Genomic DNA, 26421 nt, shown 5'->3' with positions numbered 1-26421 from the left:
GATGTACTCGCGTTTATGGTCAGCGCACTGTTTTTCGGCATTCCAGAAAGGCTTGTCGATATAGGCATAACCATTCTGACACCTTACTTTGCTTGTGATCCAAGGCTCGTTAATCTTCAGTTCCATACCATCACCTCCTTGGTATAATTATACCAAGGAATTAACGGAATTGAAAGCAAAATGTGCTATTTTGATACAATATTTTGTGGCTGCAAAGCCAGTAAACACAAGGCTTTGAGAAAACAAATCAAGCGGATTTATACCTTAACCTTGGTATAAATTCACGGGAGCTTAGGTAAAAAGGGGGGGAAGGCTTTTTATTTTTTATATTCAGAGTAATATCTTATACTTCCGGATTCGAAAAATCGATTACAGGGTGCTTGGGCTCTGAGACGTGCTCAAGTTCAACTACGTTAAGAAGAGGTCCCACTCCCTGATATTCGGGAACGAGAGCTTTTCTTACCTCTGCTGTAATTTTGATCCATTCCTTCTCTTTTAAGTCAGATGCCTTATCATATTCGCATTTAAATCCCAAAAACTGCATATCCTCTGCACAGCAGGTCATTGCCATTCTTCCGGGAACAAATGCATTGTCTGCCATATCAAAGGGCTTAGCGACCATTGCTGTAAAGCTAACCTTTTTTCCGTCATAGCGATCCACATGCTCAAGAGCGTCAAGGTAGAACATTCCATATCCGAAGTTATTAAGCTCGATGGGATCCTGGTTGAGATCAAAAGGAAGATCCTCATCAAGAGTTACATCCACCTCACCATTCATATCTTCAAAAATAATGTCCGCTTTCTGGTTTATAGCCTTAACGTTTCTCTTATATGTAGCAAGATCCTCTATTCCGTCGCATCTGTTGAAAAGGATAAGCTCTGAATTTCTAAGCTGCTCTGACAGAAGTGATTTCATATTGGTAAAATACAGTTCAAAGCTTGAAGCATCTATTATAGTAATCTGCTGTTCAAGTCTCCATGCCTTGGGGAGTCTGAAGTTCTTGAAATTCCACATGCCGTTGTACTCGATAAGAATTCTCTCGGGATCGTATTTTGCCTCGAGAGCCATAAGTGTTGCGGGTGTGAAATCCTCTTCATCCTCGATAGTTTCCAAAATAGTGTTTGTAGCAGTCAGAAGCTTTTCTTCATACTCATTCTCGCCCTCTTCGCAGACGATAAGGAGTGTCTCCCCCTTTGTCTTAAAGTAAGGCTGAGCAAGAGTATACTTGAAAAAGTCTGTTTTTCCGCTGTCAAGAAATCCATTTATTACATAAACCGGTTTCATTTTCTTTTCTTTATTCCTTCCAAACATATAAAACAATACTCCATGTACAATTGCCCCACCTTTCGGTGGGGCCTGTTATAGTCATAAAATTTTAAAGCTTTTTCCTGAATAATTTCTCGAGGTTGTCCTGGTTGAGTTCTGCACCGATTACGCAGAATTTTCCTGTTACGTCTGCTGCACCGTCTCTTACTACAGGCTCACCCGGAACATAGTCAAACTCAATCCATCCGCCATTCTCATCGGGAACCATGCCCTTCGCACGAAGAACTACTCCAAAGGTCTCCTCTTCCTCAAGTCTTCCGAGCATAGCCTCTATCTCTGCCTTGTTGTACTTGGCAGGTGTCTCCATACCCCAGCTTGTGAATATGTCGTCAGCATCGTGATGATGATCATGGTCGTGCTCATCGTGATCGTGGTGATGATGATCATGGTCGTGCTCATCGTGATCGTGGTGATGATGATCATAATCGTGATCATCGTGGTCATGATGGTGCTCATGCTCATGTTCGTGATCATGCTCATCGTGGTCGTGATGATGATGCTCGTGTTCGTGGTCGTGCTCATCATGATCGTGGTGATGATGCTCGTGATCGTGATCATGCTCATGGTCGTGCTCATCTTCATGGTCATGATCGTGCTTGTGCGCTCTGTATACAGTTACGCCTTCCTCATCTGTAAACTTCTCGGAACCGTGATCATGATGATGGTGATGCTCATCAGCCTTCTTCGCAAGAACTTCCTTCAAAAGCTCTGCCTCAAGATCATGGTTTCCTTCAAAAGTATCAAGAACCTCTTTTCCTGAGAGCTCCGCAAGAGGAGTTGTAATGATTGTAGCCTTGGGATTGTGCTCTCTGATAAGTTCAACAGCCTTCTCTATCTTTGCTGCATCAGCCTTATCTGTTCTGGTAAGGAGAATTGTTCCTGCATTTTCAATCTGGTTAGTGAAAAACTCACCGAAATTCTTGATGTAAATCTTAGCCTTACTTACATCAACAACCGTAACGGCGCTGTTCATAGTAAGGTTCTCGCTCTCATCTGCTACGTTCTGAATAGCTCTCATAACATCGGAAAGCTTTCCTACTCCTGAAGGCTCAATGAGAATTCTCTCAGGTGCATAGGTGTCCATTACTTCCTTAAGAGATGTTCCGAAATCACCGACAAGTGAGCAGCAGATGCAGCCAGAATTCATCTCCCTGATATCGATTCCGGATTCCTTCAAAAATCCGCCATCAATACCGATCTCACCGAATTCATTTTCTATAAGTACAGTTTTGGTTCCTGCAAGAGCTTCCTTTAAAAGCTTCTTAATAAGCGTTGTCTTTCCAGCTCCAAGGAAACCGGATATAATATCAATTTTTGTCATATTTATCACACTCCGTTCCTAATACTTAATGTCTCAACGCATATTTTATTACCAGAGGCTTTACTAGTCAAGAAACCCTGTTAGCCTTGGCTATTACCGTCACTTACCGCAGCAGGAATCTGCGCCGGGGCGTTTTCCTCGGGGACAGTTGCATCATCGTTCGCATCGGGGTTCTCTGATTCCTCGGAGTTATTGTTTTCTTCATCAGCACTTTCCTCATCTGTCACTTCTCCTTCATCCTGAGCTTCGGCGCCATAACTATCCATATTGAATATTTCTTCTGAAATCTCAATTCCACCATAATTGGAAACCATAGAAGTATTAAGTGTATTAACTTCATAATTCTGATAAACTTTCGGATAAACGATTACTGCCTTGGTTATATCTCCATGCTTGTAACCGCACGCCGGAAGCCAATACTCGGCTGTCTGCTCGGTTTTCCCGCAAATTACATTTGTATTTGTTATCTCCTTAAAAAAATTACTGTTTTGTCGTGCCTCGTTTCTGTCCGTAGTCTGATGTTTATGATCTTCCGGAATTCTATCTACAACCATTTCGCACACATCACATTTGTATTTCGTATTACTTTCATTGATTTTCATATTACCTACATTGTATTTCTTATTACTTCCGGTCTTTTCAGTCTCCTCACTAATCTGAGTAAAGTGAGGATGATATATATACGTTCTCGTAGTCTCGTAACATGAGCTTATATGTTTGTGATATACCGGTGAAGTAAAGCAACCTCCCTTGGAAGCTGATTTATCACTGACTACATTTCCGTTTACATCCTTATGATAATGATGCTCATAAGTTACATTTCCTGAACTAATTACATGTGAGGGAATAAGCTTGACTGCTTCAATCAACTCAGCCATTGTTGCATCCTTACCGGCTTCATAGCCGCAAAGGTCGGACAGTATGGATGCTAGTTTATTACGATTACTGTCCGCACATTGAAAAACCTGCTGTACCATTCCGGCAACTTCTTCAATCTTGGTGTTAGCCTTATCTATTTTGGAGTTTGTATCCGAAAGTGAATTTCTGACTTCGTCAATATCACTTCGTGCAGAACCAATCTGTCCCTGAACATCACCTATCTGAGCATTCACTGTTCCAATATCGCCCTTTACATCTCCGATACCTGTTCCCAATGCATCAATGCGGTTGTCTGTACTAATCTGTGCCTGACGAACCTCATTTACTCCGCTTCCAATGTTATTAACATTTTCAGCCACTTTGTTTACTCCATCTCCAACACTATTAACATTTTCTGAAACCTTGTTGACATTCTCAGAGACTTTGTTAACATCACTTCCAACATTATTAATATGTTCGGAAACCTTGCTGACTTTATCTCCAACTTTCTTCACGCCCTCAGTTGTTTTGCTCACGCTCTTTTCAACATTATCAAGCATATTGATATAGGTAGTCTGAGTGCTCTTAAGATCATTCTCAAGCCTTGTGAGATTCTCTCTTGATTCTACCTTCTCAAGGGTCTTCTCGATGGTTTCAAGATTATTGATAACCGTTTTCTGTGAATCGGAATTTTCCTTCTTACTCTCTTTGAGTTCTGCCAAAAGTCCTGACACATCACCGCCCGACTTATCACAGCTCTTCTTTATATCACTGAGTGCATTCGTAATCTGGGCAAAGCTCTCCTTATCCTTGTCAGAATCTTTATTTCCGCCCTTTTCCATGCTCTCCTGGAGTTTCTTAATCTGATTATTGGTAGTGGTAATTTCTGAATGTATAGACTCGAGTGCTTTATCAAGTCCGTTTATCTTCTCTACAACCTTTGTGTTGTTTGTGTTTGTATTAGTATTTGTGCTGTTGTTCTTCTCTTTTTCCAGAGTTTTCTCTTTTTCCAGAGTTTTCTCCGTAAGCTCCTTCTGCTCATTCTGAACAGTCTGAACTTCTTTCACCAGCTCTGAGCTTTCTGTAACAACCTTATCAAGTCTCTCAAGATAATTCTCAATCTCCTTAAGCTGATCGTTCGCTTTTTTCTGTACTCCGAGTGAGTCCTTCTTAACCTCCTGCTGAGCTGCATCGGCACTTATCGCCGGAGTTGTCACATAGACGAATCCTCCACACATTATAGTCGCAAGCACTACAGCTGATCCAAGGACAAGCGTATCATGCCTCTTTAGCTTCTTTAAAAGCTCTTTCATCGAGTTACTTTGTTTAATTGGTCTCATAAAACTAAAAACCGCCTTTCATAAAAACTTCTTGGAAAAAAATAAATGGAAAATCGTCACGGAGAAACTCCGGAACATTTGTCGACTGAATGCCGACAAGTTGAGACTATACCACAGCAAAAATTTTGTGGCAAGAGATTTTTTTGAAATTAAGAAAGGCTTAAGATTTTGTTAGAGGTAACTAAAAAGGGGAGGCTCTGTTGCAGTCTAGTGTTCACTCATGGAAAGCAGCGGCTTTATGTCTGTCAGTCTGACGCCAACAGTTTCACCGGTATCGGAGCCGCCGACAAGAATACCGACATAATGTCCGTTTATGTCAAATATACCGCCGCCGGACATTCCACTGTGGGCAGCAAGTTTTGTATAGATCATCTTATAGCCGTAGTCGACAACAAGAATATCGGGATTGATGACAGGACCGTAAATATACTTGCCGGCGATACCGGTGTCGTTACCATAGTAGTTGTAGGTCTGGACTTCCTTGGCATTTACGAGATGATTGGATTCAAGCGCAATTACGGTCTCATCTTTTTGCTTATCAAAACCTGACATGACAGAGTAATCCAAAGTAACCCTTCTGAGATTCATTAAATCATAGGGCTCTAATGCTGCCGTTTCAACACTGATAATTGCAGCATCATAATAATCATCGATTGTATCAAGGTTCGCATCTGCCACTTTGCCATTAAAGAAAATGACATAGTTACTTTCTGAATTGTCCCACTTCTGCACCACGTGAGCTGCTGTTAGAATCCTTATTTTTTCTGAATTTATAGATATGATATTTCCGGTTCCGTACTGCTTGCCAACCTGTATCTGAACTGTTGAAGATCGTACATTTAGTGCGGTTTTTATAACTGCATCTTCTGTATTTGTTTCTGGAAAATTGTAGGGAACTGCAAATGCATCAATAGAAAGCATGTCCTGTGCAATTTCGGAAGGCATAGGACCCTGGGCAGATGTATGTAATGAGTTCACGCCAACAGTGATAAGCATGGCAAGTAATACTGTTAATATCTTTTTCAGATGCATGATTACTTTTCTCTCCGGTTTCGGACATTTTTATATCCAAAAACCCTGCTATAGATTCGATAAAATGACACATACCATATTGCCGATATCAATCCTATAGCAGGGCTTTCGTCCTTTTATGTATGAGCAGGCCTGTAAGCCGGGTTATGTCGAGAATGATCATCTATCTAGGACTGCCGTTACCGACAGCCTCAAGCGACCCACCTGAAAACGGACCGGGCCGGCCCATAGTTTTCTTTTTGGTCTTGCTTCGGATAGGGTTTACATGGCTACAGATGTTACCATCTGCACGGTGGTCTCTTACACCGCCTTTTCACCCTTACTCTTAAAGAGCGGTTGTTTTCTGTTGCACTTTCCCGGGAGTCACCTCCGCCGGACGTTATCCGGTATCCTGCCCTACGAAGCCCGGACTTTCCTCACCCGCGCCCTTACGGGACTAGCGGCCGCGATCATTTGTCCTGCTCATACATAAGAATTGTAGCAATGAATTAAATTATGTCAAGCATATTTGAAAATGAGTACAAAAATAGACGTACAATTATGCACGCCTATTTTACTCGTATTTCCAATAATATCCAATATATCCTCACACCTTAAAGCAGCTGCCACCGACAAACTCCCTGGTGAGTGAGTTCTTGGGAAGTGTCTGCGAGTCGACTGCAACAAAGTAATCAAGGAATTTTAGGAGGCGCTTTGCCTCAAAGTACTCGGGCTCATCCTTTTTGATAGCAAATAGGAGGGGCTCTGCGTACTGCTTCAAAACCGCAAGTTCGTATATCTGGGCGGAGTTGAACATCTCATCCGCACCTTCCTGGAACGGGAAGATGTTCTGGTGTTCGCCGCGTCTTACGGAATCCCACATTGCAATCGTGTGCTTTGCGGTGGCACCGCGGGTTCTGGCATCACGAACTATACGTCTGATGAGACGCCCGTCGGTTGTGGGGATTCTGTTATGTCCGTCAATACTAAGTGTTGTCAACGCACTAATATAAATCTTAAATTTGGACTCTGCCGGAAGGGCATAGCTCATCTTCTCATTAAGACCGTGAATACCCTCGATAACAAGTACATCGCCGGGCTTAAGCTGTATGAAGTCTCCGTTCATCTCTCGCTTACCGGTGACAAAGTTAAAGGTCGGCATCTCAACTCTTTTGCCCTCAAGAAGAGCCACCATATCCTTGTTGAACTGCTCGACATCAAGAGCCTCGAGACATTCAAAGTTGTAGCTTCCATCCTCGTTAAGAGGAGTATCCTCTCTGTTCACAAAGTAATTATCAAGACTGATCGGATGCGGACGAAGACCGTAGGTACGCATCTGAATTGAAAGTCTGTTGGCAAAGGAGGTTTTTCCCGAAGAGCTTGGTCCCGCGATCATCACAAATTTTACATCCTTGCGCTCATAGATTTTCTGGGCAATTTCGCCGATACGTCTCTCCTGAAGAGCTTCCTGCACAAGCATAATGTCATTGAACTCGCCTCTGCAGATAGCATCATTGAGGTCTCCGACAGTTTCAATTCCCATCATCTCGCCCCACTTTGTGGAACGGACCATTTCATTGAACAGCTTTTCCCTAGGCTCACTCTCCGTGATCTGATCAGGCTTTTTTCTGGAAGGAAGATGCAAAATAAGTCCGTCGTGATATTTTTCAACCTTGAACCACTTTACATAAGAGGTGTTCGGAAGCATATATCCATAGAAATAGTCGCTGAATTCATCGAGCTTATAGACATTGACCTCGGAGCTTCTTCTGTAGCGAAGAAGTCTAACCTTATCGTCCATACCTTCTTTTCTGAAAATCTCGATGGCATCTGCAAGGGGATACCCCTTCTTGGTTATAGGAAGGGCATCGTCCACCATGTCCTGCATTCGCTTCTGGACATTTTCAGCGAACACTTCAGTTACCTTGAAGTCACTTTTTATACTGCAGTAAAAACCGTTACCGATTTTGTATTCAACCTTAGTGAAGGCATGATGTTTTCCTGAGACATCACGAACAGCTTTGATGAGCATCATGATAGCAGTACGGGTGTAGGTGTTGTTGCCAATCTCATCCGCAGTAGTAATAAAGGTCAGGTCTTCATCCCTGTCCACTTTTTTCATGAGCTCACGGATTCTGGATCCGTAAACCACTGCTACAATCTGATTGTCATACTTGTGCTGGAATTCTCCGGCTATCTCTTCAAAGGTTGTGCCCTTTGCGTATTCGCGTTCTTCGCCTTCAATATTGAGTCTTGGCATATTGATACCCCCTCATCCGTCAGCTTTGCTGACACCTTCCCCCCAAGGGGAAGGCAAAAAATGATATCTTCGCTAATACCTCCCTTAGGGGAAGGCGTTAATACAAATTAAGTACGATTGAAATATCGTTTATTTTACTTATAATATCATGTATTCTTTCGCTATGCTCATTTTCAGATAATTTTAATAAAATGCTTTCCAGGACGCTCTTCTCGTGGGTCAGGTACTCGTAGAGAGTTTTATCCCTGTTAAGGAAAAGAGTGGGGCCGAAGCGGTCACAGATTCTGATGGCGTCTTCAGCGGAAGATATTTCTTCCACTACCTTCTCATAAGCTTCATTATTATCATCGTCGCTTACTCTTACAAGCATGGCAGTGTAGTATTTTCCATCCTCGAAAATCTCAGCCTCATCCTCTATGAAAAAACGCTGCTGCCTCAGAAACTCTCTGAAAACTCTGAGGTCCGACTGGGGTTGAAGAATCATCTTCTTTATTCCCTTTTCACGGGGAGCCCCCTCTTCGAGGATTCTCTTCATCAGTAGTCCGCCCATGCCGGCGCAGATAATCGTATCAGCCTCGCCAGGCTGCAGCTTTTCCATGCCGTTTGAAAGCCTTGTCTCTATCTTGTCACCAAGGCCGTATTCGGCGATGTGCTGTCCTGCTCTCTCAAGCGGTCCTTCATTTATGTCCATTGCTATCCCATGATCACAGGCGCCGGAATTAATAAGATAAATCGGAACGAATCCATGATCCGTCCCGATATCGCACACGCAGGCAGAGCCCTTTACAAGCTCTGCTACTGCGCTAAGTCTCTTAGATAAAATCACATTTTTCATAGTGTTAATCCAGATAATCCTTAAGTTTTCTGCTGCGGCTGGGATGACGAAGTTTACGGAGCGCTTTCGCCTCGATCTGTCTGATACGCTCACGTGTTACGTTGAATTCCTTGCCGACTTCTTCTAGAGTTCTTGCTCTTCCGTCATCAAGACCAAAGCGGAGACGAAGTACCTTCTGCTCACGCTCTGTAAGGGTTCCGAGAACCTCGACCAGCTGCTCCTTAAGGAGTGTGAATGCAGCTGCATCAGCGGGTACGGGAACGTTATCATCCTGGATGAAATCACCAAGATGTGAATCTTCCTCCTCACCGATAGGAGTCTCAAGTGATACAGGCTCCTGTGAAATCTTTAAGATCTCACGCACACGCTCTACCGGAATACCCATCTCCTTTGCAATCTCCTCGGGAGTGGGTTCGCGGCCGAGTTCCTGAAGTAACTGTCTGCTGATACGGATGAGCTTGTTGATAGTCTCAACCATATGAACAGGGATACGAATAGTTCTGGCCTGATCGGCGATCGCACGTGTGATGGCCTGACGGATCCACCATGTAGCGTATGTGGAGAACTTGAATCCCTTACGAAAATCGAACTTCTCAACTGCCTTGATAAGACCGAGGTTACCCTCCTGAATAAGGTCAAGGAAAAGCATTCCTCTTCCGACATATCTCTTTGCAATACTTACAACAAGTCTGAGGTTAGCTTCTGCAAGGCGCTTCTTTGCCTCATTTCCCATAAAGGAAATGCTCTTAAGTTCCTTCTCATCCTTGTCCTTAACTCGCTCGTAAGCTTCCTGTTCTTCCTCTTTGACATCTACCTTATCGGCGCCGCCGGCTTCCATGATACGCTCAGCCATCATACCGTCTTCCATCTGCTGTGCAAGATTGATCTCCTGATCAGCGGTAAGAAGCGGAACCTTACCGATTTCCTTAAGGTACATACGAACCGGATCCTCGATGCTTATTCCGTCCGGAACCGACAGGTCGATATTTTCCATATCAACCTCTTCCTCATCACCGAGTACCACTCCGTCATCATCGGGAATATCAACATCCACATCATCTTCCATTCTGATGATGTCGATTCCTGCAGCCTCAAGCTGCTCAAGAACTCTGTCGAGGTTGTCCTCATCCAGATTAAGTTCTCTTAAGAAATCACTAATCTCGTTGTAGTCGAGAGTGTTCTGCTTCTTTTTGCCAAGAGCGAGAAGTTCTCTGATTTTCTGTAAAAACTTCTCTCGGGTCTCCTCATCGAGACCCTCACTACTCTGTTCGCCCTTAGCGCTTGTATCTTCCTTTTCCTTAGCTGCCTTCTTTGAAGATCCGGTTGCTTTCTCAGCCTTCTTAGCTGTCTCTTTTTTAGCTGTTTCCTTCTTCTCTGCAGGCTTCTCAGCAGCCTTCTTTGCAGGCTCCTTTTTAGCAGTTTCCTTCTTTACTGTCTCTTTCTTCTCTGCTGTTTTTTTCTCAACAGGCTTTTTTTCAGCCGCCTTCTTTGCAGGCTCTTTCTTTGCAGTTTCCTTCTTAGCGGTTTCTTTCTTTGCTGTCTCTTCCTTAGCTGCCTTCTTTGCAGTTTCCTTCTTTTCTGCTGTCTTTGCGACAGTCTTCTTTGCTTTATCCTTGTCAGCTGCCTTGCCGGTCACTTTCTTATCTGCCACTACGTTACCCATCCTTTCAACTTTTGTCTCATGCCTTCAAAACGATCTTCGTTCTCGACAATTCCTCCAGCATACGTTTGCCTTCGAGAGTGTAATTCCACCTCTCCGGAGCATCTGCCTCCATATCCGACAGCGTTTTTTCATAGCCGGATTTTTTTATGTCATAGAGAATGTCATGCATAGCCTTTTCACGTTCATCTTTTGTATCCACCTTAACAAGGTTAGTGTTGAAAAGCTCTGCGACCTCTCTTTGCTCCTCTTCATCGGTAAAATGGTTCATGACCTTCGCCGGATCAAAACTTCCGTCATCCAGTCCCTTCCACATTTCATCCGCGATGCTGCGGTACATCTCATCTGCAAAATCTTTTGGACCTATCCATTTCTTTACTGCCGAAAAAACTTCAGGCTCATCTGCAAGCCATGTTATAAGAAGTCTTTGCGGTTTTCTCGATGGATCCTCCTTCGGAGTGTTATACTGCTTAGGCGTCTTCGGTCTCTCTGAAGACTTCACAATACCGCCCTCGGCAGCGAGTCCCGCCACCAGTTTATGCAAATCATCAGCACTTATCATATAGCGCTGTGCTACCGCCTCAAGGTAATTCTCACGCTCCACTGCCTCGGTAAACTCACAGAGTTTTTTTCCTATATATCTGTGAAACTCTGTCTTCTCGGCCGGATCGCTCATATCAAACTCTTTTTCTTTTACTGCTATTTCAAAGAAAAACGGATTTTCAGCCTTTTTGATTCTCTCCTCAAAGGCTTCCCTTCCTTCATTTTTTATGAATTCATCGGGATCTTTGTAGGGCTTTAAGTTGAGTACTTTTCCCTTTAATCCCGCACCCTTTAATATCTCTATCCCTCGAAGTGCGGCGCTCGTTCCCGCTCCGTCACTGTCGTAGGACAATATAACCAGATCCGTGTAACGCTTTAAAAGACTTGCCTGCTGGGATGTGAACGCCGTTCCAAGTGAAGCAACCGCCATATTAAATCCGGCCTGATGCATCGCTATGACATCCATGTATCCCTCGCAGATTATGATGTAACCTGCCCTGGCATTTTTTGCATAATTAAGTCCGAAAAGGTTTCGGCTCTTATCGAAAATCATGGTCTCCGGAGAGTTCAGGTACTTGGGTTTGCCATCTCCCATCACTCGTCCGCCGAAGCCTATGACCTTTGAGTTTGCATCTAAAATCGGAAACATCACACGGTTCCAGAACTTATCGTGCGTTCCGTACTTTTCATCGTGTGAGGCGAGCCCCGCGTCAATTATCTGGGAGTCGCTGTAGCCCTTGCTCTTTAAATACTTCACGAGGTCGTCGCTCGTGACATTGGAATACCCCAGCCCGAACTTTTTGATGGTCTCGTCGGAAAGAGCTCTATCCTTAAAGTATTTAAGGCCTTTCTCACCGGCCGGAGATTTCAGCTGATATACATAATATTTGGCAGCTTCCTTGTTTATCTCCAAGAGAGTCTGGCGCTTATCACGCATCCTCTTCGCTTCCGGGGATTCATCCTCCTCAGGAAGCTTAACACCGGCTCTCTCTGCCAGCGTCTTCATGGCTTCTCCGAATGTTAAGTTGTCGTATTTCATCAAAAATGAAAAGACGTTTCCACCCACTCTGCAGCCGAAGCAGTAAAACATCTGCTTGCCCGGCGATACGCTGAAGGATGGCGACTTTTCATTATGAAAAGGACACAGTCCCACGTAGTTGGCACCTGCTCGTTTAAGGCTTACATACTGACCTATAACGTCGACGATGTCGTTGCGGGATCTGACCTCTTCTATGATCTCGTCAGAATATCTCATGTTGTTGTCCTAAATCTATAGTACGTTCCAGCTCTTGGGTACGAAGTACTCCTGGAACCTTGCAATCGCAAAACGGTCTGTCATTGAGCTTATGTAGTCACAGACAAGCTTTTCTTTTGGCTGTGAATCCATGAGTCTTTTCAGGTAATCCGGCAGAAGATCTTCATGATCCATGTAGTACTGGTAAAGTATCTTCACAAGATTCTCGGCCTTCCCCTCCTGGTTCTTGGCCTTCGGATTGGTATAAACGCTCTTAAACATGAAAGCTCGAAGCGCCATAAGGGCTTCATGAACTTCCTCCGACATGATGATGTCGTTGTGATTGGTGCTGGCCTCCACAATGTCATGGATAAAGGTGTCTAGCCACTCGCGGTTACTGTGTCCGATTACTTTTGAAATATTCTCAGGCACATCGGATTCCTTAAGAATGCCTCCGCGGATAGCGTCATCCATGTCATGGTGAATGTAAGCAATCTTATCAGAAAGACGCACCACTCTTCCCTCGAGAGTTACGGGAGTCGTGTCCATCTCATGATTGATAATTCCATCCCTTACTTCAAAAGTAAGGTTGAGTCCCTGGCCGTCCTTCTCCAAAAGTTCCACTGTTCGAAGGCTCTGCTCGTTATGTTTAAAGCCAAAGGGACATATCTCATTGAGTGCCCGCTCTCCGGCATGGCCGAAGGGTGTGTGTCCAAGGTCGTGTCCAAAGGCAATCGCCTCTGCCAGGTCCTCATTGAGCTTAAGCGCTCTCGCTATAGTTCTGGCATTCTGGGCAACCTCAAGAGTATGGGTCATCCTGGTTCTGTAATGATCGCCGTCCGGCGTCAGGAAAACCTGCGTCTTATCCTTTAGTCGCCTGAAAGATTTGGAATATAGGATTCTGTCCCTGTCCCTCTGGAAGCAAGGTCTGATATCACAGGGTTCCTCCTCCGTGTTCCTCCCCCTGGAATTCATGCTAAGGGTAGCATACGGACTTAGGTTCAGTCTTTCTCTGTTTTCTAAGCTTTCACGTATTTTCATACACACTCCAGTCTGGTACCAAGCCTGAAATCTTGGATTTTCCCGGAAAAACTCCTCACTTTAGTAATATTCTGCGGGAATTTTGTATTTCCTTTTAAATTTATGAAAAAAATTGATTTACCACTCATTCGACTCGTATTGTTCGTTTATCCAGGCGATGGCAGCGTCGAAGCCTTCCTCTGTAATCTCGAACTTTTCAGAGATTTTCTTTTCATCCTCAGTGTCGTGATAGCTGTAGGGCTCAGGCCAGACCGTGGCCATAAGACGGGATTCCGGATTTCTTTGCTCCACAGGTGTGAAAACCACGTTTTCAAGCGGTTCTCTGGCAAGACGGTAACGCATTCCTTTGTAGCTTCCAAAGAATGCTTCGCCGTATTCATAGTGCTTTAGATTAAAAAATACTTTCTTTTCAATAGCCATAAGTGCTCCAATGATTTCACCTGGCTCGAATACTCTCGCCAGGTGATCTTTTCTTTTAATATGTAAATTTTCCTGTGTCTTTGTGGTTAACCACATAGTAGGCAGCATTTTCCTCGGGCTTTAAGTAAATCTGAAGCTCCTTGATGTCAGATGCCTTGTGGCCTAAAGATATGTACTGCTCACGAATCTTATCAGCAATATCCTGAGTTCTTACTTCGTAGTCCTGATACTGGATAAAGAACTCTGTCTTGGTGCTCTTCTTGGCAGCTGTCTCAGTGATATCCTTAGTTGCTGCCTTGACCGCATCCGCAGCCTTCTCACTCTGCTCCTTAATAGCCTTTGTTGCGGGAGCAGTTCTCTTCTTTACTTCTTTTATTACAGGATCTGCTTTCTCCATAACATCCTTGATCACAGGATCAGCCTTTTCCTTTACATCCTTGATCACGGGAGCGCTCTTCTCCTTAACCTCGTCAAGCATCGGCTCAGCCTTCTCCCTTGCCTTCTCGATGTAGGGCTCTACCTTTTCAACATAGGGCTTTGCAGCCTCCTGTACATCCTTAGCAATATCCTTGAGTTTATCTGTAGTCTTCTTTGTTGCCATTTTTCATACCCTCCTAAGTTAGTTTATAGATTATCTGAATTTGTTCATAAAATTGGCTAAAGGTCCGATCGCATCCTGAAGATCCTTAATACCCTGATTCAGGCCGTCGAAATCAATGTTTGCCATTTTATCAAGAGACTCTGTCAGCTTATCACCGTTATCATTCAAAATCGAATTCATGTTATCACCGGTGGACTTAAGTGACTCGGCCATCTTATCAATGTTATCTATTGTGGCTTCTGCCTTGCCAATAGTCTCGTAAACAGAAGTCGCTGCCGTCTCAACCTTATCCAGAGTGCTTACGACTCTGGGAACAATTGCAAAAATCGAAATACCCACTGCAACCAGTATCACCAGAACGCAAACAGTTCTGATTTTCTGAAGTTTAAGGCTCTTATTAGAATTGTCCAGTAATTTCTGCATCACTTCATCATTACCCATATTTAATTGCCCCCTATCTCTACTTAGCGCAATTAGCGCTGATTTACATAAAAGTATATGCTTTTACGGCAGATTTTTCAATGAAAACACGTCAAAAACCATGAAAGTACATCATTTTAGTTTGTTCTTTTTTTCGTAATATTTTATGCAAATTTAAGAATATAAAAAGAGTCTTTTTATAGGAATATGATACGTTTATTAATGATAAATAGGATTGCCATATCATCGAAATAATTAAGCGCAATTTTTTATCAAATAACAGTTATTTCCTTTTTGCTAAGGAGGACATTATGAGTGACAAGCCCACAAAAATCCGCAAAACCGGAAAGATAAGGAACAAGCTTCTGCTATACATCGTTCCTATCGTAGTAATCATGATCATCATTCTTATCGCCATCGCTTCCACCATGTCCAAAAAGCGTATGACCGAGCTTGCAACGTCCAACCTGAATTCCTCAATTTCGAATCAGGCTGATAACATCGTTGCATGGCTAAATAAGAATCTGGAGTATTTCTCAACGGCAAAGCAGTCCATAGAAGCTGCAAACCCTGATGAAGCACAGCTCCAGACTATTTTGGACGGTTTCTATGGTTATAACAGCGATTCCCCTGAGGGACTGCGCATAGGAACTGCCGATGGCGCATATTATAAGGCCACCGAATCTACTCTGGAGGAAGCGAATCCCACTGAATCCACCTGGTATAAACAGGGTCTTTCAAGAGTTAATCTTCAGTACGGAACTTCCTATACAAACTCCCAGGGCAAGGATGTTATAAGTGCATCCGGTATCTTAAACATGGGCGACGAATCTATCAAGGTTATAGCAGCTGATGTTACCCTTGATAAAATCACCATTATCGTAAATTCAGGTGTCAAGATGGATAAGGCCAGTTCTTTCCTCGTAGACACAAATGATAATACGATTCTTGCTCACAGAGACACTGCTCTTGTATCCACTAAGATTGCGGAGGACAATGGTGATGTTCTTCTTGCCAACGTGGCAAAGGCAATTAACGCTGAAAACTATACAACGAAACAAATCGGCAACTATGTAGTTGCTTTCAAAACAATAACCGGAACTGATTGGGTACTTGTATCATATATCGAACAGGACGTAATAATGGCCAGCATCAAAGAGCTTGTTAATTACCTTGTAATTGCAGGTCTCATAGCAACCATTCTTATCATCATCCTTATTCTATATGTTGTCAGCAGAGTTATTGCTCCTCTTGCAGGCATCACCAAGAGTATCAACGCTATGAGTGAAGGTGACTTCACGATTGATGTCAAAGCAGAGAGTAATGATGAAATCGGTGCCATGGGCGGAAAGATTGCAGAATTCGTTGAGAGCATGAGACATATGCTATCAAGTATCAGCGAAGAGTCCGAAAAGCTTAAGGCAGAGTCCGAGGCTTCAGATTCCGTTTCAAGAAGCATGTTCGATGCATCCCAGTCACAGGCTGAGGCAATGCAGCAGCTGAACGACACCGTTGATCAGCTTGCTTTAGCTGTCGGCGATATTGCAAACAATGCTACCACTCTTGCAGCTGTTGTTGCCGACACCCGTGACAATTCTGTCAAGGCTGATGAGAGCATGAAGGAAACCGTAAAGATTTCCCAGAAGGGCCGCGAGGATATGGAAAAATTATCCCATGCCATGGATGGTATCCAGACCGCAAATACCAAACTTGTTGATTCCATCAACGAAGTCGGAAAGGCTTCCGAAGAAATTACAAATATTGTCAGCATGATCGGTGAAATTGCTGAAGAGACAAACCTGTTGTCACTCAATGCATCTATCGAGGCAGCAAGAGCAGGTGAAGCCGGAAAAGGCTTTGCTGTTGTAGCTACTCAAATCGGAAAGCTTGCTCAGACAAGTTCAGAGAGTGCAACCAATATCTCCAACCTGATTGAGGAAGTTCACAGACTTATCGATGAGGCTGTAGGCCAGGCTAATGCAAGTGCCGACAGCATTGAAGAAAACAGTGAGCTTATCCATGTAGCTGTAGAAACCTTCGATCAGATTTATGAGAACATACAAGCATCAAATGACTGCATAGAAGAAATGATCAGAGATGTTGAAAAGGTTGATGATGTAGCAACGAACGTAGCTGCCATTGCCGAAGAACAGGCAGCCAGCGCTGATGAGATACTGGCAACCTCAGAGAACATGGTTGTGGAAGCAAAGAACATTTCCAAGCACAGTGAAGATGTGGCAAACAACTCCCACGAGCTGGCAGACACATCCGACACTCTTACTTCCCATGTTCAGAAGTTCAAGATTTAAGAGGAGGTCTTATCGTGAAGAAGAATTTTTATACTAAATTATTAAGTATTGCTGTAGTTCTTGTTCTTACGGCATCCACCCTGACAGGATGCGGAAAAGCTTCCTCCGGTGGCGGATCCGATGGATCCGGTGTGAAGGTGTTTTTCTCCACACTGACTCTTGATGATTTCAAAGAGCTTGTCCAGAACTCAGTAATTGAAGCAGGTGCAAAAAATGGCGTAACTGTAGATGTAGGAACCCCGTGCGCCACCGTGGATGAGCAGGTTCAGCAGTTCAGAGATGCTGTAGCAAAGGGCTACGATGCCATTATCTGCAATCCTGTAGATGCCGATACTGCACTTCAGCTTGAGGTTATAGCAGGTGATATTCCAATTCTGTTCACCAACACACAGCCTGCTGATGATTATCTCAAGCCCGACAAATACATGTATGTGGGTAGTTATGAGATTGATGCAGGAACCATGCAGGCCGAATATGTATGGAATACTCTCGGAAAACCGAAGAGCCTTAACGTAGTTCTTTTCCAGGGACAGCCCGGACACCCCGCTGCTATCAAGAGAACTCATGCGGTTAAAAAGTATTTCATTGATAATGGCGTAGACGTAAACTATGTATTCAACGATACAGCTTACTGGGATACTCAGAAGGCAGCCGATGGTTTCAAGACTTTCCTTAAAACTCAGCAACCCTATGACTGCGTAATCTGCAATAACGATTCAATGGCTATCGGCGTTGTTCAGGCGATGGACGAACTGGGTATTGATACCTCTGCTATTCCTGTTGTAGGTATTGATGCAACAACAGACGGTTGCGCTTCCATTATGAACGGAGGCATGCAGTTCACAGTTCTCCAGTCTGCATCCGACCAAGGCGCAGCCTGCATCGAAGCAGCTATCGCTCTTGCAAAAAAAGGAACCACAAAGGATGTCGAGTATGTAACCGACGACCTCACCTTTGTATGGGTTCCCTTCACACCGGTAGACAAATCTAACGCAGGATCGATTAAGTAATCTTTTTATAAAATAATACGCCCCGACAATATATATTCATTCCAGCCCTCGTTGCACTTCGTGCATAATCGGTCTGGTCTGAACATATATTGCCGGGGCTTATGTTTTATATCGTGAGCTTGCCCTTCTTGAAGTGTTTGCGGCAGAGGGCGATGTAGCTTTCGTTGCCGCCCATGAAGACCTGCTCGCCGTCACGTACGATCTTGCCATCGCATATTCTGGCGTTGCAGGTTGCCTTTCTTCCGCACCAGCAGACGGTCTTGACCTCTTCTATCTTGTCTGCGATCTCCATAAGGCGCGCAGAACCCGGGAAAAATTTCTCCTGGAAGTCGGTACGAAGTCCGTAGCAGATAACGGGAACCTTATCAAAATCAACGATGTCCGAGAGGATGTCGACCTGCTCTGCAGTAAGGAACTGAGCCTCATCGACTATGATCGCATCGTATTTTTCTATCATCTTATGCTTTCTGTGGTATTCATCCAAAAAATCCTCCACAAGCATACACTCTGCCTGAAGGCCGATTCTTGATCTTATGATTGTAGCTCCGTCTCTGTTCTCAAGACCGGGCTTTAATATGATCGAGTTTTTACCTCTCTCATGATAATTGTAATTGACCATTAGCGCGTTGGCTGTCTTGGATGATCCCATCGCACCGTATCTGAAATATAGCTGTGCCATTAACGTATCTCCTCCTGATTTTTCGGCGTGCCGCATCCCTATCTTACCATATTTTTCATCCTTTTTTTATAAAAAATACAGACCTCGGACATGTCACGTACACATGATTAAGCTAGATTATATGTAGGAAATTTCTTGCGAAAAGGAGGTCTCTTACTATGAAAATATTGAAATCTTTCATGGCAGCGATGATTATTTTTTTGCTTTCAGCAAACACCGCACTGGCAGCTGCAGCCACCGATAGCGATATGATTGACGCAACCTCTCCCGATGCCGATATTCAGGTAATGGAAACCTATGAGCACTCTTCTGAGTGGGGTTATAAGTACCTTATCGCCGTATGCAAAAACAATACAGATGAGGATCTTGAGGTATCCTGGGATACCGTTAGTTATGATGCAAACAATAATATTCTGGAAACCGGCTCATCCTACAGTTCTTACGTAGTTGGCCGTCAATGGTTTGTACTCTATGCTCTTTTCCTTGACTCTGATGATGCGGAAAATTACGATTACAAGATCAACATAGATAATGCACAGTACATTGTTCCTGCACAAAATGATGTAACCCTTGAGGCATCTATGTCCAGCAACGGCAAGCTGATCATCCAGGCAACAAACAATAGCGACAAGGATATCAGTACCATCCAGGCAGCTACTTTGTTCTTCGATGAAGATCACAATATCGTAGGTTTCGAGGATTCCTATGTTGTAAACAGTAACTACAACGTAAAGGCCGGCGAAACGGTAGTAAACGATCTCACTCCTCCCGATGGCGCCGACACCTACGAAATCTACTACACCGCCTACAGGTATTGATGCCCTAAACTCTATTGAATAATACGCCCCCGGGATATATGTGTTCGAAACCAGCCGATTATGCGCGTAGCGCAACGAGGCTGGGAGCGAATACACATATCTAGGGGGCGTATTTTTTACATGGTTTCGTCCTGGTGGTGGAGGTCCTTCATTTCGTACATTTTTTTGTCGCTCTCAGCGAGACAGTCTTCCACACGGGTGGTTCGCTGCATCCTGGTGATGTACCAGCCCTGAGAAATACTCAGCTTGAAAGGGAAGGCTCCGGCTGCATTTTTTCTCTGCATACTGCTCTCAATCTTTGCTGCCACCTCCTCTGGTGATGCCTTTGAGGCAGGGAATACCATAAGAAATTCATCGCCGCCGGTTCGTGCACAGATGCCGCTCTTGGGGCATTTCTTTTTTATGATCTTAGAGGCAGTTACTATAGCCATATCTCCTGCCTCGTGTCCAAGATTGTCGTTAATCTTCTTAAGGCCGTCGAGGTCGAGCGTCATGAATGCGATTTCTTCCTTAGATGCAATCCATTCCTTTGTATTCTTTGAAACCCACATCTCCAAACCGCGGCGGTTACTCATACCGGTCATGAAATCAGTAAGACTCTTCTGTTTTGTCTGCTCCAGAAGGTGTTTTAGCTCAGCTGAAATGAAATGCTTATTCAGGGCGAGCGATATTTTCAGAACCCAGTCAAAATAATACTGATCAACCGTATCCTTCATGGAATCGAACTCCGATGCCATAAAGCCTATGCAATTATGGCTGTCGTGCAGCAGCGAAAAATATATGGTTTTGGGCTTATTCTTTTCATATACATCCACCATGAGCAGATTGTCTGTCCTGAAGGATTTGTTCTGTATCTCGAGCCTTTGTCCTTTGTTGTACGCAAAGATAGGGTGCACAACATCCATAACATCCTCGGAAAAGGTTCTGCCACCGTTTTCGTTCTCCTCGCCGGACAGGCATATATAAAGAGATTTATGCTTTACCACGAGATCAACGTTCCTCTGAATAGTATCAAGAAGTTCCTCCATTGTATTGCATCCGTCGAGGTCTATTTGGAACATTGTCTGGTTATGCGGTTGTCCAAGCAGATGGCTCATTCTCTCATAGTACTGATTCAGCTGCTGCTGATAAGAAACCATTACCTCTTCACCGTAGCAGCCGCAGCTCTCTCTGTACATAATCTTCGCTGGAACAGCTATAACATTCTTTATATACTGGTGATTGATGAGCTTGTCAGTCACTTCCATGGTGCGCTCAGCCATGCCTTCGAGGTCTACGCTAACAGTGGTAAGTGTAGGATGGTATTCCACAGCTTCAGCTATATCGTCGACACCGGTTATCTTCAAATCCTCGGGAACCCGCACTCCATGCTCAATAGCCGCATTACTAAGAGCTCTCGCCATATGGTCGTTAGCGCAGACTATTGCCTCCGGTATATGATCGGGATCCTGGAAGAAATATCTGAAAGCTTCCTCGCCTTTAAATCTCCACATATCGCCGTGGAAAACAAAGTTATCATAGACGGGAAGCCCCTTGGCTTTCATTGTTTCAAGATACCTTTTAAGTCTCTCATTACTGTCGTAATGGTCCTCATAGCCCGCCATAAAAGCTATATTTTTACAGTGATGATAATCCGCAAGGTGATTAATTATATTAATAATTGCGTCATTTGCATTACTTGAGATGCACAGAAAATCCTTGTACTTTTCCCTGAAGCTGATAACAGGGCAGGTTGCTCTCGCCCTTATCTCATCCTCAAGTACCTGTCTGATAGACTGCCTGTCGAAAGTATCATATGCAACAATTATGGCGTCCAGGTGCTCTATTGGCGCGAACTTCATCATCTTTTCATTCATCTTGTTAAAATCGCTCTCGTCGTCAATGACCTCGAACGTCATGAAGAAAAGAAGGTTATAGTCCATCTTCTTGGCGGCGCTTGATAGCGCATGGCAGAATTTCCTCTGAAATCTAACCTCAGAACAGTTAAAAAACACTCCTATATTTTTTCTTCCACTTTTTGTAATTTCCGTATCCATAGTGCACCTCTTAATCCTTTAAAAGGGTCATGTATAAAAGTATCGGTGATGTGAAAATCATCGGCAGCGCATATCTTGAATAAACCATAGGACTTACTATCAAAAAGAGCATATTCACCACAAAAGGAACAATGAACAAAAGGCTCTTCTTCTTATCGATAGATCGTTGTCTGTATACGCAGTATGCCGGAATCCAGAGCACGTAAAGTGCGTGCTGGAATAAAATGCAAAGTCCCGGGAAGGATCTGATCCACTCGTAAATCTCCGTCATGGAGGTATAGACTCCCTCAGGATTCACATGGCGAATCTGCGCGAAAATCCCTTCATCTGTAGGTATGTGGTCAAATATTCCGATGTCATACCCGGAGGCAAAGTACATTCCACAGATGGGGAGCGTTGCTCTAAAATATGCACCGGGATGCTTTAACCCCTGCCTGAGCCATAGCTTGTAATAATCAGAAAGTTCCTTCTTCGTCACATGCAGATTGTAGGTCGCCTTGATGTTATCCGTTGTTTCGAAAGTATAGTTGTTTACAAGAGTGTCGTAGTCCACCACCTTCGAGATAATCTCTATATCTTCCTCCGTTACTTCTTCCCCATAATCCCTCACGTATCTGGCGGTCTGCTGGAAAAGAGTTCCGAGAATCTCCTGCTTTCCACCGGGGAATATGTTGAAGATGGGATATATCAATTTAGGCAGAATTATAAGCATCAAAAGTGCTGAAGTCACAACTGCGATAATAGCTGTTTTTCGCTCCTCCCTCGCCCTGATAGCAAGAAAAATCCCGGTCAGAATAACAAAATATACACCTGTATTCTGAGTCAGAACCACCAGGATCGACAGAACTATCCACAGTATCCTCTCCTTTTTTGAAAAGACGTGCCCGTTTATCGCTATCTGCAGAAACATAAACACATACAATACGATGAGTATCGAATGAAGTGAATTCTTAAGCATGTTGCAGACGTAATACGGAATAGCCGGAAACAGTGCAATAAATGTAGTAATAACCCGCCTTGCCACGGGGCTCTTTTTATCCCCTCCGGTCCATGCCTTCTCTATCACATAGGCGAAAACAAGCGCTGCCATAATCATCTGTAAGAGTATGTACAAAGTTAGGCCCACAGCCGGTTTTCCCATAAGGATACCAATTTTAATAAAACTTCCGAAAATCAGCGTCACAAACACGGGATGATGCGCATTGAAAAGTACCGTCACCTCTTCCTGCCCGGGTGCATAGCCAAACGGAACCGCAGATACACCGTCTAGAAAATCCTTAATCTGGTTAACCGTGTCGTAGTTCACAAGGCCCGGAGCATAGATGATTAGGTAGGGAAGCCAGCATACGAAGAAAAGAACTGCTGCACCGAGCCATCTTTTCCCGGAAAATCCTGTGTCATCTCCTGCCGCACTTCTCCCGCTCTCCAAACGTATATAATCCATCAATGAGAAGAAAACAAATGCGGCGATAAATGAAACCAGAAAGTACGCCATCCATTTAAAATGCTCTATTGTGTTCCAGCCAAAGCATGCGTGTGAGAGCGTGGCCTGTATGCACACCGCATTAATAAAAGCAATCACGGCCGAGTATATTGTCTTTCGGATAAGCCTGTTATCTGCGTGTATACTTATCCTTTTGTTAAACTCCATGTAGGTTCCCCTCTCACCTCTAAATAGCGTATTTCATGTACTGAATAGCCACCTTTTTACCGCACTTTGTTAAAAGTCTCGTGCCCTCTTCAAGGTATTCAGTCTCAAGAACTTCAGACCGCTTCGTAAGCTCGTGTAGAGCCGCGCCGTCTGAATACGGGATCAAAAATTCGCACTCCGCTTTCTCTCCCTCAAGAGTGCGCTCAATCAGTGTCACAAGTTCGTCGATTCCGATGCCATCCTCAGCAGCCATATAAATCCTGTCATCGCGGACATGCGGAATAGTCATGGAAGCGTGCTCAGAATTGCCAATCACAAGATCCGCCTTGTTAAAGACGTAAATTATCGGCACCTTACCCGCACCAATCTCCCTGAGGGTGCGCTCGGTAACTTCCATATGATTCATGTAATCCGGATCTGAAAAATCTATTACCTCCAGCAAAAGATCCGCATAGACAGCCTCTGCCAGGGTTGATCTGAACGCCTTTACAAGAGTTGTCGGCAGTTCATCAATAAATCCAACAGTATCCGAAAGGAGAAAAGGTCTGTGTCCCGGAATGTCTATCCTTCTGACGGTGGTATCAAGCGTCGCAAATAGCATATCCTTTTGCATGACCTTTTTATCGGACACCTCTTCCACATGGCTCGAATCGAGCATAGCATTCATGAGCGTGGACTTGCCGGCATTGGTGTAGCCCACCAGAGAGATTCTGGCGAGGTCAGCTGAGAGTCGCTTCGAACGCTGCGTATTTCTCTCGCGTTCCACATTCTCAAGCTCTCGCCTAAGCTCGGCGCATCTGTGCTCAATCCTTCTTCTGTCAAGCTCAAGCTTCTTCTCTCCGGCACCCTTGTTGGAAAGTCTGCCGCTGCCTCCGCCCTGACGGCTTAGTTCCGTTCTCATCCCGGCAAGCCTCGGGAGCATAAACTGAAGCTGTGCATATTCAACCTGCATTCTGGATTCTCGGGTCCTGGCTCTCTTAGCAAAAATCTGCAAAATCAGGCCCGTTCTGTCTATGACCTCAGTATCGAGAATCCTCTCAAGGTTTCTTATCTGAATCGGGGAAAGCGTATCTCCGAAAATTACGATGTCAGCATCCTGCATGCCTATGAGGTTCTTAAGTTCCTCCACCTTACCGCTTCCGATGAACGTACTGCCCTCGGGATGAGGAAGTGTCTGTGTCACCGTAAAAACGGGCACAAGATCACAGGCCTCTGTCAAAGCCTTAAGTTCCTTCATTGATCTTTCGAATTTCGCTTCGTCTCTATTGTCGTAATTAAGTCCCACAAGGATTGCCCTGGGGACATCGTAGTTCAATTCTTCTTCTAAATTTACCACTCGTTTTATCCTATTTTGTCAGCTGTTTTCAGCAATACCAATCGCTTAAATTCAAAGTTTCATACATCATATCATTATACCACCAACCCCTATATTTTAAGCAATTTTTCATTACTTTTTGCCTTTAACTCTCTTTATTTTCACATTGTCGCTTATTCCCGACTTTTCGATAAGTTTAAGGTTTTTCTGATAGACTTTCTTGTTATTGACACTAACCTTCTTAAGGTCCAGTGTTCCACTCTTTGCAAGCTGATGAACTAACCTATACGCCTAAAAATATTTATATAACACGCAAGCTAATTATACCCTATTTAACAATACAAAAATCAGCATAAATACTGATATTTCCATAAGCTTTTCATAAAAAATGATGCTGATAATTTGTTCCTTAGCAAATCACTCCCCAAATTCATCAATCGAAGCAGCAATCTCGTCCAGGCTTATCTTTAGTTTCCCATCGTAAATTGCAACCGGTGCTTCACCTTTTAGCGGAAGAACCTGCGGGACAAAATCCTCATCCATAAAGTTGTAAATTATGAGACATCTCTTGTGAGGATCAACTATCCAGTATTCCCTTACTCCGGCATTTTGATACTTTGCAAGCTTTATAGTCAAATCTTTTTTTCTTGTGGATTTAGACAATATTTCAACAAGAAAATCCGGTGCACCATATATTCCAAAGCCCTTGATTTTGCTTCTGTCACAGATTACGAGAACGTCCGGCTGAACCATAGTCTTATTGTCGCAGTCAAGTTGAACATCCACAGGCGCGTAAAAAGCTTTACATTTCCCTTTGTTTTTCTTAATATAATCCGCTATAGCAGAATGAATTACATAGGAAATATCCTGATGTACAATCCTTGGTGAAGACATGTCATAAAAAACACCATCTATCAGCTCAACTCGCTGCTCGTCAGGAAGTGCATAGTAATCATCAAGGGTATATTCACCCTGCTTCTTATTAGGATCACCATATTTATTGCTCTTGGTAGCTGCACCGTATACGGGCTCAGGTTCCATAAATTTACCGCTTGTTGCATCGTGGTATTCATAGGCTTTCCCTCTATAAACCGATTCATCGCTTGATAGCACCTTCTCTATAGCATCGAGCGTAGCCTTCCGTGGATTCCTGGTTTTTCCGGTAAAAATCTTTTGCAAAGTAATAGAAGGAACTCCCGTATACTCAGAAAGCTGACTGTAGCTGTAGCCTCTGTTTTCCTTGATTTGTATCATCTGCTTAATTGTCATGGCAGTGCCTCCGTAAGAATTAATGGCATGAATGCTTATAGCATTATTGTAATATATAATTATATATATCTCAATAATTTTATATCTTTTTTTATACTTTTGTATATTTGCATAAGCTTTCCATAAAAAATGATTAAACCGGTTCAAAAATCAAGGACTTTTTGTAGACAGATTTATGGAATTGGTGGAATCAAATTAGACAATTGATATACCAATTATGACAGATATGGAATTCCATAAGACAGTTATAAACTTTCAGTAGACAGCTTGTATTTTTGACAAACCGAAACAGGTATTTAACATATAGCCATGACAAATAAGCCAGAGGATTATCCGGCAATCAAAAAGCTGTACCGTCAGAGGGTGAGGTGAACTCGCATTAGCGATAAGCCAGGCCCTTACTGCCACGATACAGCCTTTTTCATTATACAGCTGTAGGGTGTTTTAAAGTATTAGATTTTAA

Annotated in this window: 20 protein-coding genes and 1 other RNA gene; 3 read left to right on the top strand and 18 right to left on the bottom strand. The window is 43.7% G+C overall.

Going from position 1 to position 26421, the window contains the following annotated elements:
* Positions 1-343: 343 nt before the first annotated feature.
* From G630_RS0116320 to G630_RS0116265, 13 genes are all read right to left on the bottom strand, one after another.
* Complete coding sequence (locus G630_RS0116320) at positions 344-1312, bottom strand: TIGR03943 family putative permease subunit (RefSeq protein ID WP_022760764.1); 969 nt, start codon at positions 1310-1312, stop codon at positions 344-346.
* A gap of 64 nt (positions 1313-1376) precedes the next feature.
* Positions 1377-2648 carry a GTP-binding protein gene (locus tag G630_RS0116315; protein WP_026499196.1) on the bottom strand — a complete coding sequence of 424 codons (1272 nt, stop codon included), beginning with the start codon at positions 2646-2648 and terminating at the stop codon, positions 1377-1379.
* An 80-nt stretch (positions 2649-2728) separates the two neighbouring features.
* Positions 2729-4846: a hypothetical protein gene (locus tag G630_RS0116310; protein WP_155832014.1), complete on the bottom strand. Its 2118-nt coding sequence runs from the start codon at positions 4844-4846 to the stop codon at positions 2729-2731.
* Between the two features lie 207 nt (positions 4847-5053).
* Entirely contained in the window at positions 5054-5878 is an 825-nt protein-coding gene (locus tag G630_RS0116305; RefSeq protein ID WP_026499194.1) for a S1 family peptidase, read from the bottom strand.
* 119 nt (positions 5879-5997) lie between these two features.
* Positions 5998-6343: RNase P RNA component class A (rnpB, locus tag G630_RS23880), an RNA gene on the bottom strand.
* Positions 6344-6464: 121 nt separating this feature from the next.
* Positions 6465-8117, bottom strand: a complete 1653-nt coding sequence (locus G630_RS0116300) for a nucleoside kinase (RefSeq protein WP_026499193.1) — start codon at positions 8115-8117, stop codon at positions 6465-6467.
* Between the two features lie 97 nt (positions 8118-8214).
* Positions 8215-8952, bottom strand: a complete 738-nt coding sequence (locus G630_RS22375; RefSeq protein WP_044959595.1) for a class I SAM-dependent methyltransferase — start codon at positions 8950-8952, stop codon at positions 8215-8217.
* Between the two features lie 4 nt (positions 8953-8956).
* A complete protein-coding gene (rpoD, locus tag G630_RS0116290) occupies positions 8957-10168 on the bottom strand; it encodes an RNA polymerase sigma factor RpoD (RefSeq protein WP_026499192.1) in 1212 nt (403 codons plus the stop codon).
* Between the two features lie 463 nt (positions 10169-10631).
* Positions 10632-12410, bottom strand: coding sequence for a DNA primase (gene dnaG / locus G630_RS0116285; protein ID WP_022760771.1), 1779 nt, complete (start codon positions 12408-12410; stop codon positions 10632-10634).
* Between the two features lie 15 nt (positions 12411-12425).
* Positions 12426-13430, bottom strand: coding sequence for a deoxyguanosinetriphosphate triphosphohydrolase (locus tag G630_RS0116280; RefSeq protein WP_026499191.1), 1005 nt, complete (start codon positions 13428-13430; stop codon positions 12426-12428).
* 117 nt (positions 13431-13547) lie between these two features.
* Positions 13548-13850, bottom strand: a complete 303-nt coding sequence (locus tag G630_RS0116275; RefSeq protein WP_026499190.1) for a hypothetical protein — start codon at positions 13848-13850, stop codon at positions 13548-13550.
* A gap of 55 nt (positions 13851-13905) precedes the next feature.
* The gene (locus G630_RS22370; RefSeq protein WP_022760774.1) at positions 13906-14451 is read right to left on the bottom strand and encodes a DUF6465 family protein; all 546 of its coding nucleotides are present in this window, start codon (positions 14449-14451) and stop codon (positions 13906-13908) included.
* Positions 14452-14481: 30 nt separating this feature from the next.
* Positions 14482-14892, bottom strand: a complete 411-nt coding sequence (locus G630_RS0116265; protein WP_022760775.1) for a hypothetical protein — start codon at positions 14890-14892, stop codon at positions 14482-14484.
* A gap of 290 nt (positions 14893-15182) precedes the next feature.
* Here G630_RS0116265 and G630_RS0116260 point away from each other — a divergent pair, with 290 nt between their 5' ends.
* The gene (locus G630_RS0116260; protein WP_022760776.1) at positions 15183-17180 is read left to right on the top strand and encodes a methyl-accepting chemotaxis protein; all 1998 of its coding nucleotides are present in this window, start codon (positions 15183-15185) and stop codon (positions 17178-17180) included.
* 14 nt (positions 17181-17194) lie between these two features.
* Complete coding sequence (locus G630_RS0116255) at positions 17195-18190, top strand: sugar ABC transporter substrate-binding protein (protein ID WP_022760777.1); 996 nt, start codon at positions 17195-17197, stop codon at positions 18188-18190.
* Between the two features lie 106 nt (positions 18191-18296).
* Here the strand turns inward: G630_RS0116255 and G630_RS0116250 are convergent, their stop codons facing one another.
* On the bottom strand, positions 18297-18869 hold the full coding sequence (locus tag G630_RS0116250; protein WP_022760778.1) for a thymidine kinase: 573 nt from the start codon (positions 18867-18869) through the stop codon (positions 18297-18299).
* Positions 18870-19027: 158 nt separating this feature from the next.
* On the opposite strand from G630_RS0116250, the gene G630_RS0116245 reads away from it, so the two are divergent.
* A complete protein-coding gene (locus G630_RS0116245) occupies positions 19028-19687 on the top strand; it encodes a hypothetical protein (protein ID WP_026499189.1) in 660 nt (219 codons plus the stop codon).
* A 116-nt stretch (positions 19688-19803) separates the two neighbouring features.
* Here G630_RS0116245 and G630_RS0116240 read toward each other — a convergent pair whose 3' ends face one another.
* The 4 genes from G630_RS0116240 to G630_RS0116225 form a co-directional block, all read right to left on the bottom strand.
* On the bottom strand, positions 19804-21723 hold the full coding sequence (locus G630_RS0116240) for a substrate-binding and GGDEF domain-containing protein (protein ID WP_026499188.1): 1920 nt from the start codon (positions 21721-21723) through the stop codon (positions 19804-19806).
* Positions 21724-21733: 10 nt separating this feature from the next.
* Positions 21734-23374: a DUF6020 family protein gene (locus G630_RS0116235; RefSeq protein ID WP_026499187.1), complete on the bottom strand. Its 1641-nt coding sequence runs from the start codon at positions 23372-23374 to the stop codon at positions 21734-21736.
* 19 nt (positions 23375-23393) lie between these two features.
* Positions 23394-24710, bottom strand: a complete 1317-nt coding sequence (hflX, locus tag G630_RS0116230) for a GTPase HflX (RefSeq protein WP_022760782.1) — start codon at positions 24708-24710, stop codon at positions 23394-23396.
* Between the two features lie 396 nt (positions 24711-25106).
* Positions 25107-25958: a Uma2 family endonuclease gene (locus G630_RS0116225; RefSeq protein ID WP_022760783.1), complete on the bottom strand. Its 852-nt coding sequence runs from the start codon at positions 25956-25958 to the stop codon at positions 25107-25109.
* Between the last annotated feature and the right edge of the window lie 463 nt (positions 25959-26421).

It is taken from the genome of Butyrivibrio sp. WCD2001, assembly GCF_000424485.1.
Lineage (GTDB): Bacteria > Bacillota > Clostridia > Lachnospirales > Lachnospiraceae > Butyrivibrio.
Note: the sequence above shows the minus strand (reverse complement) of the source record. Positions and strands in the feature narration are given on the sequence as shown.

Bases quoted from the DNA above. Each gene is read 5' to 3' on its own strand.
- G630_RS0116320 (WP_022760764.1), bottom strand. From the start codon at position 1,312: ATGTTTGGAAGGAATAAAGAAAAGAAAATGAAACCGGTTTATGTAATA.
- G630_RS0116315 (WP_026499196.1), bottom strand. From the start codon at position 2,648: ATGACAAAAATTGATATTATATCCGGTTTCCTTGGAGCTGGAAAGACA.
- G630_RS0116310 (WP_155832014.1), bottom strand. From the start codon at position 4,846: ATGAGACCAATTAAACAAAGTAACTCGATGAAAGAGCTTTTAAAGAAG.
- G630_RS0116305 (WP_026499194.1), bottom strand. From the start codon at position 5,878: ATGCATCTGAAAAAGATATTAACAGTATTACTTGCCATGCTTATCACT.
- G630_RS0116300 (WP_026499193.1), bottom strand. From the start codon at position 8,117: ATGCCAAGACTCAATATTGAAGGCGAAGAACGCGAATACGCAAAGGGC.
- G630_RS22375 (WP_044959595.1), bottom strand. From the start codon at position 8,952: ATGAAAAATGTGATTTTATCTAAGAGACTTAGCGCAGTAGCAGAGCTT.
- dnaG (WP_022760771.1), bottom strand. From the start codon at position 12,410: ATGAGATATTCTGACGAGATCATAGAAGAGGTCAGATCCCGCAACGAC.
- G630_RS0116280 (WP_026499191.1), bottom strand. From the start codon at position 13,430: ATGAAAATACGTGAAAGCTTAGAAAACAGAGAAAGACTGAACCTAAGT.
- G630_RS0116275 (WP_026499190.1), bottom strand. From the start codon at position 13,850: ATGGCTATTGAAAAGAAAGTATTTTTTAATCTAAAGCACTATGAATAC.
- G630_RS22370 (WP_022760774.1), bottom strand. From the start codon at position 14,451: ATGGCAACAAAGAAGACTACAGATAAACTCAAGGATATTGCTAAGGAT.
- G630_RS0116265 (WP_022760775.1), bottom strand. From the start codon at position 14,892: ATGGGTAATGATGAAGTGATGCAGAAATTACTGGACAATTCTAATAAG.
- G630_RS0116260 (WP_022760776.1), top strand. From the start codon at position 15,183: ATGAGTGACAAGCCCACAAAAATCCGCAAAACCGGAAAGATAAGGAAC.
- G630_RS0116250 (WP_022760778.1), bottom strand. From the start codon at position 18,869: ATGGCACAGCTATATTTCAGATACGGTGCGATGGGATCATCCAAGACA.
- G630_RS0116245 (WP_026499189.1), top strand. From the start codon at position 19,028: ATGAAAATATTGAAATCTTTCATGGCAGCGATGATTATTTTTTTGCTT.
- G630_RS0116240 (WP_026499188.1), bottom strand. From the start codon at position 21,723: ATGGATACGGAAATTACAAAAAGTGGAAGAAAAAATATAGGAGTGTTT.
- G630_RS0116235 (WP_026499187.1), bottom strand. From the start codon at position 23,374: ATGGAGTTTAACAAAAGGATAAGTATACACGCAGATAACAGGCTTATC.
- G630_RS0116225 (WP_022760783.1), bottom strand. From the start codon at position 25,958: ATGACAATTAAGCAGATGATACAAATCAAGGAAAACAGAGGCTACAGC.